At 64.0% G+C, this 12,912-nt stretch carries 12 protein-coding genes; 4 read left to right on the top strand and 8 right to left on the bottom strand.

Annotated elements, in window-relative coordinates; genetic code table 11:
- Positions 1-110: 110 nt before the first annotated feature.
- The 3 genes from CQ13_RS01545 to CQ13_RS01555 form a co-directional block, all read right to left on the bottom strand.
- Positions 111-1,325 (bottom strand): ABC transporter substrate-binding protein, encoded by a 1,215-nt coding sequence (locus CQ13_RS01545; protein WP_057841246.1) that lies wholly within the window; start codon positions 1,323-1,325, stop codon positions 111-113.
- A gap of 78 nt (positions 1,326-1,403) precedes the next feature.
- A complete protein-coding gene (locus CQ13_RS01550) occupies positions 1,404-1,727 on the bottom strand; it encodes a 2Fe-2S iron-sulfur cluster-binding protein (protein ID WP_057841247.1) in 324 nt (107 codons plus the stop codon).
- 12 nt (positions 1,728-1,739) lie between these two features.
- Positions 1,740-2,975: a cytochrome P450 gene (locus tag CQ13_RS01555; RefSeq protein WP_057841417.1), complete on the bottom strand. Its 1,236-nt coding sequence runs from the start codon at positions 2,973-2,975 to the stop codon at positions 1,740-1,742.
- Positions 2,976-3,055: 80 nt separating this feature from the next.
- On the opposite strand from CQ13_RS01555, the gene CQ13_RS01560 reads away from it, so the two are divergent.
- Entirely contained in the window at positions 3,056-3,586 is a 531-nt protein-coding gene (locus CQ13_RS01560; protein WP_057841248.1) for a MarR family winged helix-turn-helix transcriptional regulator, read from the top strand.
- 241 nt (positions 3,587-3,827) lie between these two features.
- On the opposite strand, the gene CQ13_RS01565 is transcribed toward CQ13_RS01560, so the two are convergent.
- On the bottom strand, positions 3,828-5,057 hold the full coding sequence (locus CQ13_RS01565; RefSeq protein ID WP_082637256.1) for an ABC transporter substrate-binding protein: 1,230 nt from the start codon (positions 5,055-5,057) through the stop codon (positions 3,828-3,830).
- Between the two features lie 112 nt (positions 5,058-5,169).
- Here CQ13_RS01565 and CQ13_RS01570 point away from each other — a divergent pair, with 112 nt between their 5' ends.
- Entirely contained in the window at positions 5,170-5,697 is a 528-nt protein-coding gene (locus CQ13_RS01570; protein WP_057841249.1) for a MarR family winged helix-turn-helix transcriptional regulator, read from the top strand.
- Positions 5,698-5,797: 100 nt separating this feature from the next.
- Here the strand turns inward: CQ13_RS01570 and CQ13_RS01575 are convergent, their stop codons facing one another.
- On the bottom strand, positions 5,798-7,660 hold the full coding sequence (locus CQ13_RS01575; protein WP_057841419.1) for a feruloyl-CoA synthase: 1,863 nt from the start codon (positions 7,658-7,660) through the stop codon (positions 5,798-5,800).
- A gap of 219 nt (positions 7,661-7,879) precedes the next feature.
- Between CQ13_RS01575 and CQ13_RS01580 the strand changes: the two genes are divergently transcribed.
- Together CQ13_RS01580 and atzF are read left to right on the top strand one after the other, a co-directional pair.
- A complete protein-coding gene (locus tag CQ13_RS01580; RefSeq protein WP_156433432.1) occupies positions 7,880-8,308 on the top strand; it encodes a MarR family winged helix-turn-helix transcriptional regulator in 429 nt (142 codons plus the stop codon).
- A gap of 208 nt (positions 8,309-8,516) precedes the next feature.
- Entirely contained in the window at positions 8,517-10,325 is a 1,809-nt protein-coding gene (gene atzF, locus CQ13_RS01585) for an allophanate hydrolase (protein WP_057841250.1), read from the top strand.
- A 56-nt stretch (positions 10,326-10,381) separates the two neighbouring features.
- On the opposite strand, the gene CQ13_RS01590 is transcribed toward atzF, so the two are convergent.
- Genes CQ13_RS01590 through CQ13_RS01600 form a run of 3 tightly spaced genes read right to left on the bottom strand, consistent with a single transcriptional unit; the run spans position 10,382 to position 12,911 of the window.
- Positions 10,382-11,086, bottom strand: a complete 705-nt coding sequence (locus CQ13_RS01590; RefSeq protein ID WP_057841251.1) for a GntR family transcriptional regulator — start codon at positions 11,084-11,086, stop codon at positions 10,382-10,384.
- Positions 11,083-11,511, bottom strand: a complete 429-nt coding sequence (gene hpxZ / locus CQ13_RS01595; RefSeq protein ID WP_057841252.1) for an oxalurate catabolism protein HpxZ — start codon at positions 11,509-11,511, stop codon at positions 11,083-11,085. Before hpxZ ends, CQ13_RS01590 begins: the two co-directional genes overlap by 4 nt.
- A 2-nt stretch (positions 11,512-11,513) precedes the next feature.
- On the bottom strand, positions 11,514-12,911 hold the full coding sequence (locus CQ13_RS01600) for an AtzE family amidohydrolase (RefSeq protein ID WP_057841253.1): 1,398 nt from the start codon (positions 12,909-12,911) through the stop codon (positions 11,514-11,516).
- Position 12,912: the final 1 nt, after the last annotated feature.

Raw genomic sequence — 12,912 nt, forward strand, 5'->3', positions numbered from 1 at the left:
ATACCCCCACCCATAGCCGATGCTCCGCCATCGGCGTTCTTCTAAAGAACGGCGGCCACAGGCCGCCTATGCCTCCTCCGCACGCGGGAGAGGGAGGGCAGCGGTGACTTTCATTTCACCAGCGAGCAGCCGCCGTCGGCGAGCGGGCGGAAAGCCTGGTCGGCCGGAATCGTCGAGACCAGCTTGTAGTAGTCGTACTGGTATTTCGATTCTTCCGGCTTCTTCACCTCGAACAGGTACATCGGGTGGATGACGCGGCCGTCCTGGCGGATGGTGACATCGCCGAACAGCTTGTCCTTGCCCTTGAACTTCTTCATCTCAGGCACCGCATCCTTGGCATGGTCGCTGCCGGTCGCGGCCACCGCGTTGAGATAGGCGAGCGTCGAGGCATAGACGCCGGCCTGATTGCCGCTTGGCATCTTGCCGTTCACGCCCGGCCGCGCTGCGAAGCGCTTTGCAAACGCGCGGGTGTTTTCATCCATGTCCCAGTAAAACGCCTCGAACAATTGCAGGCCCTGGCCTACCTTCAGCCCCATGCCATGGACGTCGTTGATGAACAGCAGGAACGCCACCATCGTCTGTCCGCTTTGCTGAAGCCCGAACTCGGCCGCCTGCTTCACCGCATTGACAGTGTCGCCGCCGGCATTGGCGAGGCCGATGACCTTCGCCTTGGAATTCTGCGCCTGCAGCAGAAGCGAGGCAAAGTCCGGCGTGTTGAGCGGATGCTTGGCCGAGCCCAGCACCTTGCCGCCATGCTTTTCGATGTAGTTGGTGGCCTCGGCCTCGATGCCCTGGCCGAGCGCAAAATTCACCGTGATGAAGTACCATTCCTTGCCGCCGCGCGCCATCATCGCCGCCGCGGTCGAGTTGCCGGTCGCCCAGGCGTCATTGACCCACTGGATGGTGTTGGGCGAGCAGGCCTTGCCGGTCAGGTCGGAGCTCGCCGTCGACGACGCCAGGAACGTCATGCGGCTATCGCGCAGCAGTGAGTTGATGGTGAGCCCAACGGCGGAATTCGGCACGTCGACCACGGCATCGACGCCATCGACGTCGAGCCATTTGCGAACGATCGCCGAACCGACGTCGGCCTTGTTCTGGTGATCGGCATAGACGATCTCGACCTTGATACCCCTGCCGCCGCCGTTGAAATCCTCCGCCGCCATGCGCGCGGCTTCCACGGAACCCATGCCGTTGGTGTCCTGGAAGATACCGGAAATGTCGTTCAGCACGCCGATGCGCACGACATTGTCGGAAATTTCCGCGCGCGCCGCGCCTGACGCCACGCAAGACAAGGCAAGCGCGAGACCTAATCTTAAACCCCTCATTGTTCTCTCCCTTTCGAATTTGATCTTGAGCGTACCCGGACTTCGCCGGATTTGACTTCAGTTCAGGTGATTAGGCCGTCACAATTGCCGGTCCGGCAGATTGAGAACCAAGCCATCGAGGTCGGTAGCCAACTTGATCTGGCAGGACAGCCGGCTGTTGGCCCGCCGTTCGGCCGCGGCGCCGTCCAGCAGTGCGTCCTCGTCGCCGCCCATGGCCGGCAGGCGGGCGAGCCAGCCCTCGTCGACATAGACGTGGCAGGTGGCGCACATCGCGTTGCCGCCGCATTCGGCCAGAATTCCACCGACATCGTGGCGCGTCGCCGCCTGCATTGCGCTTTCGCCGTCGCGGGCGTCGATGCGCTGCGGCCGGCCGTCAGGGTGAACAAACGTGATGCTCGGCATGGGCGCGGTCCGTCAGGCCGGAGAAATGGTGATGGGGAGACTTTCGAGGCCGCGCAGCGTGTTGTTGTAGCGGCGCTTCACCGGACCTGATATCTCGATACTTGCGACCTTGCGCGCGATCGCCGCCAGCATCACCTCGCCTTCGAGGCGCGCGACAAGCTGGCCGACGCACATATGGATGCCCGAGCCAAAGCCGACATGCCCCGACGTGCGGCGGGTGACGTCGTAGCGGTCAGGATTTTCCCATCGCCGCGGATCGCGGTTGGCGGCGCCGAGGAACATCAGAACCTTTTCGCCTTCGCCGATGCGATAACCGGCGAGTTCGACCTCCCGCGTCGTGGTGCGGAAAAAGGTCTGCACCGGGCTTTCGAACCGGATCGCTTCCTCGAATGCGTTGCGCGCCAGCGTCGGATCGCTGCGCAGCAACGCAAGCTGATCGGGGAAGCGCGCCAGGCAGTACATCGCGGCGCCGATGCCGTTGACGGTGGTATCGAGCCCGGCCGAAAGCAGCGAGCGCACCAACAGCGGCGCCTCTTCCGCCGTGATGTCGCCGGCGTCGGCGCGCGCATGGATGCAGGCGCCGAAGCCGCCGGGCGTAAGATTTTCGCGCTGGCACTGCGCGGCGACATAGGCCTGATGTGGCGCGGAGCGCTCGATCGCCTCCTGGCGCAACTGGTTCGGCGGCCCGAACGCGTTGAAGACCAGGCTCGCATAGGGCAGCAGATTCTCACGGCCCTCCTGCTTCAGGCCCATCGCATCAGGAAATACCGAGAGCGGATAGGCCTCTGCTAGATCGGCAACCGCATCGAAACTTCTGCGCGTCAGCAGTTCGTCGACTTTGGCCGCGGCCATCGCCGTGAAATGCTCGCGGACCTGCTTCATGGCGGTCGGCGACAGCACTTGGGCGAGCACAGAGCGTGTCCTGGTATGCGCCGGCGGGTCCGCTTCAAGGATGATGCTTTGCGGTCGCCACGGCTTTTCCTTGGCGAAATCGCTCAAGCCCACGCCGCGGCTCGAACAGAAGGTCAGGGGGTCGTTGAGGACGGCGTGCACCTCGGCAAAGCGTGCGACGCCATAGACGCCCCACTTCTCGAGCCATACCACCGGCCCGGCCTCGCGGAGGACGTCGTGGATCCGGTGCGGATCCTCGAAAAACTCGGTCGAGAACGGGTCCACGTCCAGATGGGGCACGCCCGCCGGCGCACTCCGTTCCGGGGTTGCAGAATCTATCCGGGATGTCGCGCTCATGTGGGTCTCCTGCATAATGTTCTTGCAGAGCGGTGGGCGCTGTCTCTATGTCTGGAACGCTGGAGCAGCGTCGGAAAAGCATGAGCAGGAACAGACAGGCGCGCGCCCCCCGTGCGGGCGCGGCAAGCAGGACCGGACGGGCCGAGCAGGTGCTCGACCTCGACCGTTACGTTCCGGCTCTCATCACCTTCATTGCCAACAAATTGTCGCGCAGCGCGACCGTGGTCTATCAGAAGCGCTTCGGGGTCAACGTCACGGAATGGCGGATACTGTCGCTGCTCGCGATCGAGCCGGAAATTTCGGCGGCGCGGATCTGCCACGTGATCGGCTTCGACAAGGGACCCGTGAGCCGGACGCTGGCCGGCATGGAGGAACGCGGGCTGGTCAGCATCAGGACCGACCGCGAGGACGGGCGCACCCATTCGATCTCGCTGACCCCGAAGGGCTATGCCACCCATGATCAGGTCATCGCGGTCGCGCTCGAACGCGAGCGCCGCCTGCTCTCCTGCCTGAGCAAGCCGGAGCGGGAGACCCTGATCGCGCTGCTGCTGCGGGTGCACGGCAATCTCGACGCCGTGAAGGGCGCGGGCGAAGTCGATACGCGGAGTTGAGCGGCGCCTATTAGCTGCGCCGCGGCGACCACGCTGCGCATGCGACATCGCATTGCGTCGTGACGATCCGACACGCCCGAACATCCGTTTCTCCCTGTGCGGCCCGGCAATCTCCGTGCTCTGCGATCGACCGCCTATTGAAAACAGGCTCGCACAAATTAGTTGCCTCGGCAACATACATGGCAAACGCCCAAGATGATTTTCGGCTGCGGCCGGTTGCTGCCGGCCGCAGCCAGTCAGGTCACCGCTTGACCAGCGGGCAGTTGCCGTCGCTTTCGGGGCGAAACGCCTGATCGCCCGGGATCGTAGCGACGACCTTCAACAGGTCCCATTTCGACGTGGATTCGTCAGGCTTCTTCACCTCGAGCAGAAACAGCGGATGAATCTTGCGCCCGTCTGCGCGGATGGTTCCCTTGCCGAACAGCGGATCGTCGGTCGGCATCGCCTTCATCGCCGACACTACGGCCTTGCCGTCGGCGGCGCCGCCGACCTTGTCGACGGCCTTCAGATAATGCAGCACCGAAGCATAGACGCCGGCCTGCATGTCGTTCGGATAATTCTTTTGCGGATGGCGTTCGGCGAACCGTTTTGCAAAAGCGCGTGTGCCGTCATTTAAATCCCAATAGAACGGATTCATGATCTGCGCGCCCTGGGCCGCCTTCAGGCCGAGCGCAGGAATTCCGTTCATGCCGAGAATCAATCCGACCAACTTCTGCTTTTGCGTCAGCCCGAACTCCGCCGCCTGCTTGATCGACGTGATGGTGTCGTCACCGGCATTCGCCACGCCGACGATGTCGGCGCCCGAGGCCTGCGCCTGCAGCAGGAACGAGGCATAGTCGGCGGTGCCGAGCGGATGGCGCACGGCGCCGAGCACTTCGCCGCCGGAGGCCTTGACGCCTTCCATCGCCTGCTTCTCCAGGTCGTGGCCGAAGGCGTAATCGGCGGTCAGAAAGAACCATTTCTTGCCGCCTTGGGCTACCACGGCTTTGCCGAGACCCCGGCCATAGGCGTAGGTATCGTAAGTCCAGTGCACGGTATTCGGCGTGCATTTCTCGCCGGTGAGCAGCGCGGTGCCGGCGCCGGAGCCGATAAAAACCTTGTTCTTCTGCTCGCTCATATTGGCGACCGCGAGCGCAATCGCCGAGTTCGGCAAGTCGAAGATGGCGTCGATGCTTTCGGTGTCGTACCAGCGCCGCGCGATGCCAACGCCGACGTCGGTCTTGTTCTGATGATCGGCGGTGATGACGTCGACCACCTTGCCGGCAGCCTTGCCGCCATAGTCCTCCACCGCCATTTGCGCTGATATGACCGAGCCGATGCCCTGGTAGGTCGAGAACACGCCCGACTGGTCGTTGAGCACGCCGATCCGGACGCGGTCCTGGGCTTGGGCCTGGGCTTGGTCTTGGGGAGCGCCGGCAAATATTCCGCCGAGCGCGACCACGAGCACTCCTGTGCGAAAAAGCTGTCGCATGCGTTCCCTCCTGCATGGAAAAGGCGGCCTTCGCGACCGCTTCGAAGTTACTTATATTTTATAAGCATTTTGAGGATTGTCAATTCAGGTGATGCCGTGCGAGCTATTGCCCATGGAAAGAATCGGAAAGATTTCGACACGCAAGGGCAACGGAGCGGCCAGACCGGCCGAGCCGGACTCGGCGCGAAAACTCGACCTCACCGCGCTGCAGCAGACCCCGGGATTCATGATCCGGATCCTGCAGTTGGAGAACTTCGAGGCGTTCTATCCGTATTTCGAGTCCCTAAACCTTTCGCCGCTCGAATACGCCATCCTGGTTACGGTGCGGGACAACAAGACGGTGACGCAGAGCGAACTCGCCGCCGTGTTGAAGATGCAGCTCCCCAACCTCGTGAAAATCCTGTCACGGATGGAGGAAGCCGGCGTCTTGAAGCGGAAGCGATCCGCGCGGGACAAGCGCGCGGTCGAGCTCAGCCTCAGCGTGGCGGGCGAGAGGCGCGCTGACGAGGCCAGCCGGCTTGGCGAGAGCTTTAATGCCCAGACGCTTTCCGCGCTCAGCAAGAGCGAGCAGACGGCATTTCTCCAGATGCTGGTGCGGCTGGTCGAGGCGCACAAGCACGCGGCGTCCCGACGCGCCTAGAGCCCTTTCGGTTCTGATTCAATCAGAACAGGGCTCTAGATTCTTACTTTGACGCGTTTTCTTGACGCGAACCCACTTCGCTTGAAAACGGTCTGGCGTTTCAGCCGGCGCAGCCGATCCATTCGGTTGATGAATCGTCATCCAGCGTTGCCACTGCGCTCGCGCGCCGCGTCAGCACCGCGCGCTGGTTGATATAACCCTTGTCGGTGATCTCGCCGCCGTCGACGGACGCGGGTTCGGCCAGCAGCAGCGCGCGCGTTGCGTGACCGGACGAATTGCCAGCTTGCGCCTTTAGGTTCGCAAGCCCCTGCGCGATCGCTGCGCGAACCTTGTCGTGGCCTATCACGTCTTTCAGGTCGGCGCTGTCGGGCAAGCCGGCATGTGCACGGCAAGCCGCGATATTCGGAAACACCAGGAAGCGAACCTCGTCGCCGCCATGGCCGGTCACCACGATATCCTGCGCCAGCGGGGCGAGCGCAGCGATCCCTGCAACGCGCAACGTGCCGACGCTGACCCAAGTGCCCGAATTGAGCTTGAAGTCCTCGGCGACGCGGCCGTCGAAGAACAGTCCAAGTTCGGGACGCGCCGGATCGGCAAAGGTCACGGCGTCGCCGATGAGATAAAAACCCTCTTCGTCGAAGGCCTGCGCGGTCAATTCCGCCGCCTTCCAGTAACCGGGCGTGACATTCGGACCGCGCACCCGCACCTCGAGCTTGTCGCCTGATGGCACCAGCTTCAGTTCGGTGCCCGGGATCGGCACGCCGATATTGCCGGAACGTTTCGCCTGGAAATGGCAATCGGTGGCGAGCGGCGAGGTTTCGGTCGAGCCGCAGGCCGACACCATCGGCAGCGCACGGCCAACCGTCTTGATCGAGAGTTCTTCCAGCGCATCCCAGAGATTCTGCGGCAAGGCTGCGCCGGCGTAGAAAGCGAACTTCACCTCGCTGAAGAACTTTTTGCGCAACTCGTCGTCGCTGCGCAGCGCCGCGATCAGCATGTCAAAACCGCGCGGCACGTTGAAATAAACTGATGGCATCACGCTTCGCAGATTGGCGAGCGAGGTCGCGAACAGCCCCGGCGCCGGCTTGCCGCCGTCGACATAGAGCGTGCCGCCGTTGCGCAGCACCAGATTGAGATTGTGGTTGGCGCCGAAGGTGTGGCTCCAGGGCAGCCAGTCGAGGATCACGAGATCCTCGCCGATATCTTCGAGGAATGTCCAGGTCTGCGCCTTGGCCTGCTGGCTCGAGGTCAGCATGCGCTGGGTATTGATGACGGCCTTCGGCGTGCCGGTCGAGCCCGAGGTGAACAGGAATTTTGCGATCGTATCCGGCGTAATCGCGGCAAAGGCCTTTTCGACATCCGGCGTTTCCGGCGTTGCCGTGATGGCGCGGAAGGAGATCGCGTCGCCCGCGTCCGCACTGCCGCTAACGATGGTGGCCGAATGCAGCGGCTTGATCGCCGCCAGCGCCGCCGCGAATGGTTTCGTGCCGGAAACATAGATCGCGCCGGGCCCGAGCAGCGAGATCATGCTCTTGAGCTTGTCAAAATCCTTGGACATCAGCGAATAGGCCGGCGAGATCGCGGCCGATGGCACACCGACATGCTGGGCGGCGAGCGCGAATAGCGCGTGCTCGACGCTGTTGTCGGACAGGATCACCAATGGCCGCTCCGCGCTTAGCCCCTGCGCCAGGATCCAGGCGGCGGCCGAGCGCACCTGCTTCAACGCATCCTTGTAGGTGACGGCGGTCCACGGCGTATCAACGCTGGCTCGATCGGCGAGAAAGATCCGGTCCGGCGCCTGCCGCGCCCAATGCTCCAGCCAGTCGCCGATACAGCGCGCACTCGACCGCAGCGGCGTGGTCGACCTCACCAAGATGCTGCCATCGGTCCGGCGATCGGCAACGATCGCGGGCGTCGCGAATAGATTTTGGGAATCGGCACCGCTGATGGCGGCGATGGTCATGGGCATCCTCCTGCCGCCTCGAAGGGGCTGGCTTGGCGCCAAGTGTTGAGCACAACAATTGTTGTCGTCAACAACAATCTTCCACTTGGCGCCGCGAAGCGCTAGAAGGGAATGATGGCGAGGAACAGTCCGGCACCCAGAAGTGCCAAATCACGCGCTGGTATTCGGCCGCTTCCCGGCCGCGCGCGAAGCGAAAACGGCAACGCGCACAGCGATCTGATGAACGGCGAAATCGGCCTCGACGCGCTGGCGGGCCACGCCGGCTACGCGGTGCGGCGCTTTCAGATCTGGGTTTTCCAGGATTTCATTCGCACGCTCGGCGCCGTCGATATCCGTCCCACGCAGTATTCCGTGATGACGGTGATCGGCGCCAACCCGGGGCTGAGCCAGATGGCCGTTGCAAAACGGCTTGGCATCGAGCGCGCCCGGCTTGTGCACCTCCTGGATAGTCTTGAACAGCGCGATCTCGTCAGTCGCGTCAAATCCGCCGCTGACCGGCGCTCCCACGCGCTGCACCTGACCGCGCGCGGCCGAACGGCGCTGGCGCAGTTCAAGCGGCTTGCCGCCGAACATGAGCGTCATGTGGCCGAGAAGCTCGGCAAGGAGAACCGGAAGAAACTGCTGCAGATACTCTCGGACTTCACCTGATCGCGGCCGGCGCCGCGCCTTGGGCTGAGCCGCCTAAATTATAGGCAGCCTTCGGTAACGACCGGCGTCCATGGCATGTGCAGTGATCCCATAAGTACATGAAATTGCAAATCTATATTTGACCATTGGCTCGCCTAAGCGATTGTACACAATGGCACATCGCTTGCTTCAGTCGGGGTAACCTTTTGCTCGCTGGAGTTTTGCTGCCATGGGGTCCGATGCGCCTGAAACCGTTGCCGCCATCGTCGCCGCGCACCGCGCCGGCGCGATCACTCCGGCGCAAACCGTCGCCCGCAGCTATCAGCGCATCCGCGACCATAATGATCCCGCCGTGTTCATCAGCCTGCGGGACGAGAAGGATGCGGTGGCGGAGGCCGAAGCGCTGGCCTCGAAAGATGCGGCATTGCTTCCGCTGCTCGGCGTTCCGGTCGCAGTGAAGGACAATATCGACGCGCTGGGCTTAGCGACCACGGCCGCCTGCCCGGCCTTTTCCTATGCGCCCGCGCAGGACTCGACGGCAGTCGCAAAGCTGCGGGCAGCCGGCGCCATCGTTATCGGCAAGACCAATCTCGACCAGTTCGCGACCGGCCTGGTCGGCGTCCGCTCGCCCTACGGTATTCCTGTCAATCCGATCCGCGCCGATCTCGTGCCGGGCGGATCGAGTTCGGGATCGGCGGTGGCGGTTTCCGCCGGCCTGGTGCCGCTGGCGCTCGGCACCGACACCGCAGGCAGCGGCCGCGTGCCGGCAATGCTCAACAACATCGTAGGACTCAAACCGAGTCTCGGGCTGATCTCCAACGCCGGACTCATCCCGGCCTGCCGCACGCTGGACTGCATTTCAGTGTTCTCGCTCACCGTCGACGATGCAATGACCGCGCTTGCGGCGATGGCGGGCGCCGACAGTGTCGATCCGTTTTCGCGCGACCGGCCGCTGGGACCGATGTCCGCGTTTCCCGAAAAACTCCGGCTTGGCATGCCGCGCAATGGCCAATTGATCTTCTTTGGCGACGCGGCTTCCGAGAAAGCCTATGGCGAGGCGCTCAAGCGCTGGACGGCGCTCGGCGCCACGCTGGTCGAATTCGACCTCGAACCCTTTTATGAGACCGCGCGGCTGCTTTACGAAGGCCCGTGGGTCGCCGAGCGATACCTTGTCATCCGCGACCTCCTGGCATCCTCGCCGGATTCGATTCATCCGGTGACCCGCGAAATCACCGCCGCCGGCGCGCGGCTGACCGCCGCTGACACCTTTGCCTCACTCTATCGGCTGCAGGCGCTACGGCGCACAGTCGAGCGCAGCTTTGCCCATTTCGACGCGATGGTGCTGCCGACGGCGCCGACCGCCTATTCGACAGCGCAGGTGCTGGCCAATCCGATCGAGCTCAACAGCCGGCTCGGCACTTACACCAATTTTGTCAACCTACTCGACCTCTGCGGCCTCGCGCTGCCGGCCGCGATGCGCGCGGACGGCATTCCGTTCGGTATCACGCTGCTGGCGCCCGCGGGACGCGACGCGCAGCTCGCCAGCATCGGGCGGGTGTTTCATGCCGATACCCAACTGAAGATGGGAGCCAAGGGGCTGATGCAGCCGCCGCTCGCTTCGTTGCCGGCAGCCGCGAGTGGCGATGAAATCACCCTCGCAGTGGTCGGCGCGCATCTCTCTGGCATGGCGCTCAATGGCGAGCTGCAGGCGCTCGGTGGACGCCTGATCGAGGCGACCACGACCGTGCCGGACTACAAGCTCTACGCGCTCGACACGGTGCCGCCGAAACCCGGCATGCTGCGCGTGGAGCAAGGCGCAGGCAGTTCGATCAAGCTCGAGCTTTGGGCACTGTCGGCGACGGCCTTCGGCAAATTCGTAGCCGCAATCCCGCCGCCGCTCGGCATCGGCACGATCCGGCTCGCCGACGGAAGAGACGTGAAGGGATTTCTGGTCGAGCCCGCAGCCATCAACGGCGCGCGCGATATTTCAGCCTATGGCGGCTGGCGCGCGTTCATGGCGGAGAAGGTGGTGGTGTAGCCCTCGTGTCCCGGACGCGGTGCGGTGTGCAACGCTGCGTCCGGGGTACGACGAGGCTATACCGACACCGCGTAAATCTCGTACTCCCCGCGCACCAGCTCGATATGCGCGCGCATGGCGGCCGCCGCTCCGCTCTTGTCGCCGCGCATGATCGCGACCACGACGCGGTCGTGCTCGGCGTGCGACTTTGCCAGCCGCCCGAGATTGCGGAATTGGGCGCGGCGGAATGGCTGCACGCGTACTCTTGTGGCCAGCGTCATCTCGGCGATGTAGCTGTTCTGCGAACCGGCATAGATCGCATTGTGGAAACGCTCGTTGACCGCGTGAAAGCGTTCGGGATTGCCGGCATGGCTCAGCACCCGCAATTCCTCATGGATCGCCTCCAGCTTCTGGCGGTCCCCCGGCGGCATCCGTTCGGCCGCGAGCCCCGCGCACAACGCTTCCAGCTCCGCCATCGCCTCGAACATTTCGGTCAGGCGGTCCAGCGATGGCTGCGCCACCACCGCGCCGCGATGGGCTCGCGCCTCCACCAGGCCGCTCGCCACCAGTTGGCGCAGGGCCTCGCGCACCGGCGTGCGCGACACGGCGAAGCGCCGGGCGATATCGGTCTCGTCGAGCGCCGACCCCGGCGGCAGCACGCCGCGCACGATCTCGTCGGCCAGTTGCAGCCGCAGTTCTTCCGCGCGCGTGACCTTGTCCCGCTGCGACGAAGGGCGATCGACGCGGCGAACCGTGGCTTCCGGCAGATCTTCCAGACTCATGCCTTTTGATCCATTTGCTTGGAAGACGTTTGCTCAGAAGATTTTGGCTCGTCGATGATGCTGACATGGGCCGCGACGATCTTCCAACCTTCGGGAAACCGTATCCAGGTTTGCATCTGCCGCCCGACCCTGCCGGGTGCGCCGTCGCGATAGAACAGCGTCGAGGCGACCGCGGTATCGCGGCCATAGGCCGTGATCACCGTCTTGTCGGTCCGCCGCATCAGCCCGACCGGCGAGCGCGCAGCGCGGAACGCCATGATGGCGTCGTAGCCGTAGAGATTTTCGCCGATGCCATAGCGCAGCGTGCGGGGATCGTCGCGGAACAATTCGTCCAGCACCGCCACGTCGTTCGACACCAGTGCCTTTTCGTAGCGTTCGAACTGCGCGGTAATTTCGGCGAGCACGTCGGGAAGATCGATCTCCATGCTTACAATCCTCTCGGCGCAGGTGCCGCAACGGCGCCCATCCGCTCCAGCGCATGCGCAACCCGCAAGGCGATATCTTCCCGCCACGGCGCGGCGATGATCTGCACGCCGATCGGCATCGGCTCCAGCGGCACCGGCACCGCCACCACCGGAAGGCCGATGAACGAAATCGGCTGGGTGTGGATGCCGATATTGGCGCGCACCGGCAGTTCGACGCCGTCGAGCGTAAAGGTTACCTGGCCGAGCTTGGGCGCGATGCAGGGCGTCGCCGGTGCGATGATTACGTCCACCGATTGGAACAGCTCCAACACCCTTTCCCGATACCAGCGGCGGAATTTCTGCGCGCGATCGACCAGCGGCGCCGGGACCATAGCGCCCGCAATCAGGCGGTCTCGCACCGCGGGATCGAAATCGTTCGGACGCTGGCGCAGGCGATCGAGATGCAGCGACGCGCCTTCGGTCGTGGTGATCACGTAAGCCGCGGCGCGGGCGCGCGCGGCCTCGGGAATTTCGACCGTCTTGGTCGCGTTCAACGCCTTGGCGATGCGCGCCACGGCCTCGACCGCTTCCGGAAAGACGTTCTTCTGAAAATACCCGCCGGCTACCGCGACCCGCAGGCCGTCGATACCCTGAGCCAACAGTGGCGCAACCGGTTCGACCGGCCGCGTCGTGCAGGCTGCGTCATCGGCATCCGGCCCCTGCATGGCATCATAGGCCAGCGCGAGATCGCCGACATTACGCGCCAAGGGACCGAGATGATCGAGGCTTGCGACAAAGGGAAACGAGCGGGCGCGCGACAGCCGGCCATAGGTCGGCTTCAGGCCGAAGACGCCGCAGAAAGATGAGGGCACGCGGATCGAGCCGTTGGTATCGGATCCCAGGGCGATCGGGACAAGAGCGCCGGCCACCGCACTGCCAGAGCCGCCGGAGGAGCCGCCGGTCATCCGCGTCGGATCGTGCGGATTGCGCGAGGGGCCGTCATGCACATTCTCGCCGGTGAAATCATAGGCGTATTCACCCATGTTAAGCGCGCCGACCAGCACGGCACCGGCCGCTTCCATGCGCTCGATCAGCGTGGCGTCGCGCGGTGACAGAGCGAGATCGCGGTTGATCTTCGATCCGGCGCGGGTGGCGAGACCCTTCACGTCGAACAGGTTCTTCACCGCGAACGGCACGCCAGCGAGCGGTCCGACCTTCTGACCGGCGGCGATGGCGGCATCCGCCGCGCGGGCTTTCGCGCGTGCGCGATTGGCGGTGATGTCGGTAAACGAGTTCAGCACGGAATCATACTTAGCGATTCGCGCTAGCGCTGCTTCGGTCGCGTCTAGTGCGGATAGCTTGCCGCCTGCGACGGCCTGCGCGATTTGTTGGGCAGATAGCCCGTCACTGTTCACGGTCATG

The organism is Bradyrhizobium retamae, from assembly GCF_001440415.1.
Lineage (GTDB): Bacteria > Pseudomonadota > Alphaproteobacteria > Rhizobiales > Xanthobacteraceae > Bradyrhizobium > Bradyrhizobium retamae.

Bases quoted from the DNA above. Each gene is read 5' to 3' on its own strand.
- CQ13_RS01575 (WP_057841419.1), bottom strand. From the start codon at position 7,660: ATGACCATCGCCGCCATCAGCGGTGCCGATTCCCAAAATCTATTCGCG.
- hpxZ (WP_057841252.1), bottom strand. From the start codon at position 11,511: ATGGAGATCGATCTTCCCGACGTGCTCGCCGAAATTACCGCGCAGTTC.
- CQ13_RS01545 (WP_057841246.1), bottom strand. From the start codon at position 1,325: ATGAGGGGTTTAAGATTAGGTCTCGCGCTTGCCTTGTCTTGCGTGGCG.
- CQ13_RS01560 (WP_057841248.1), top strand. From the start codon at position 3,056: ATGAGCAGGAACAGACAGGCGCGCGCCCCCCGTGCGGGCGCGGCAAGC.
- CQ13_RS01570 (WP_057841249.1), top strand. From the start codon at position 5,170: ATGGAAAGAATCGGAAAGATTTCGACACGCAAGGGCAACGGAGCGGCC.
- CQ13_RS01565 (WP_082637256.1), bottom strand. From the start codon at position 5,057: ATGCGACAGCTTTTTCGCACAGGAGTGCTCGTGGTCGCGCTCGGCGGA.
- CQ13_RS01590 (WP_057841251.1), bottom strand. From the start codon at position 11,086: ATGAGTCTGGAAGATCTGCCGGAAGCCACGGTTCGCCGCGTCGATCGC.
- CQ13_RS01600 (WP_057841253.1), bottom strand. From the start codon at position 12,911: ATGACCGTGAACAGTGACGGGCTATCTGCCCAACAAATCGCGCAGGCC.
- CQ13_RS01580 (WP_156433432.1), top strand. From the start codon at position 7,880: ATGAACGGCGAAATCGGCCTCGACGCGCTGGCGGGCCACGCCGGCTAC.
- atzF (WP_057841250.1), top strand. From the start codon at position 8,517: ATGGGGTCCGATGCGCCTGAAACCGTTGCCGCCATCGTCGCCGCGCAC.
- CQ13_RS01550 (WP_057841247.1), bottom strand. From the start codon at position 1,727: ATGCCGAGCATCACGTTTGTTCACCCTGACGGCCGGCCGCAGCGCATC.
- CQ13_RS01555 (WP_057841417.1), bottom strand. From the start codon at position 2,975: ATGAGCGCGACATCCCGGATAGATTCTGCAACCCCGGAACGGAGTGCG.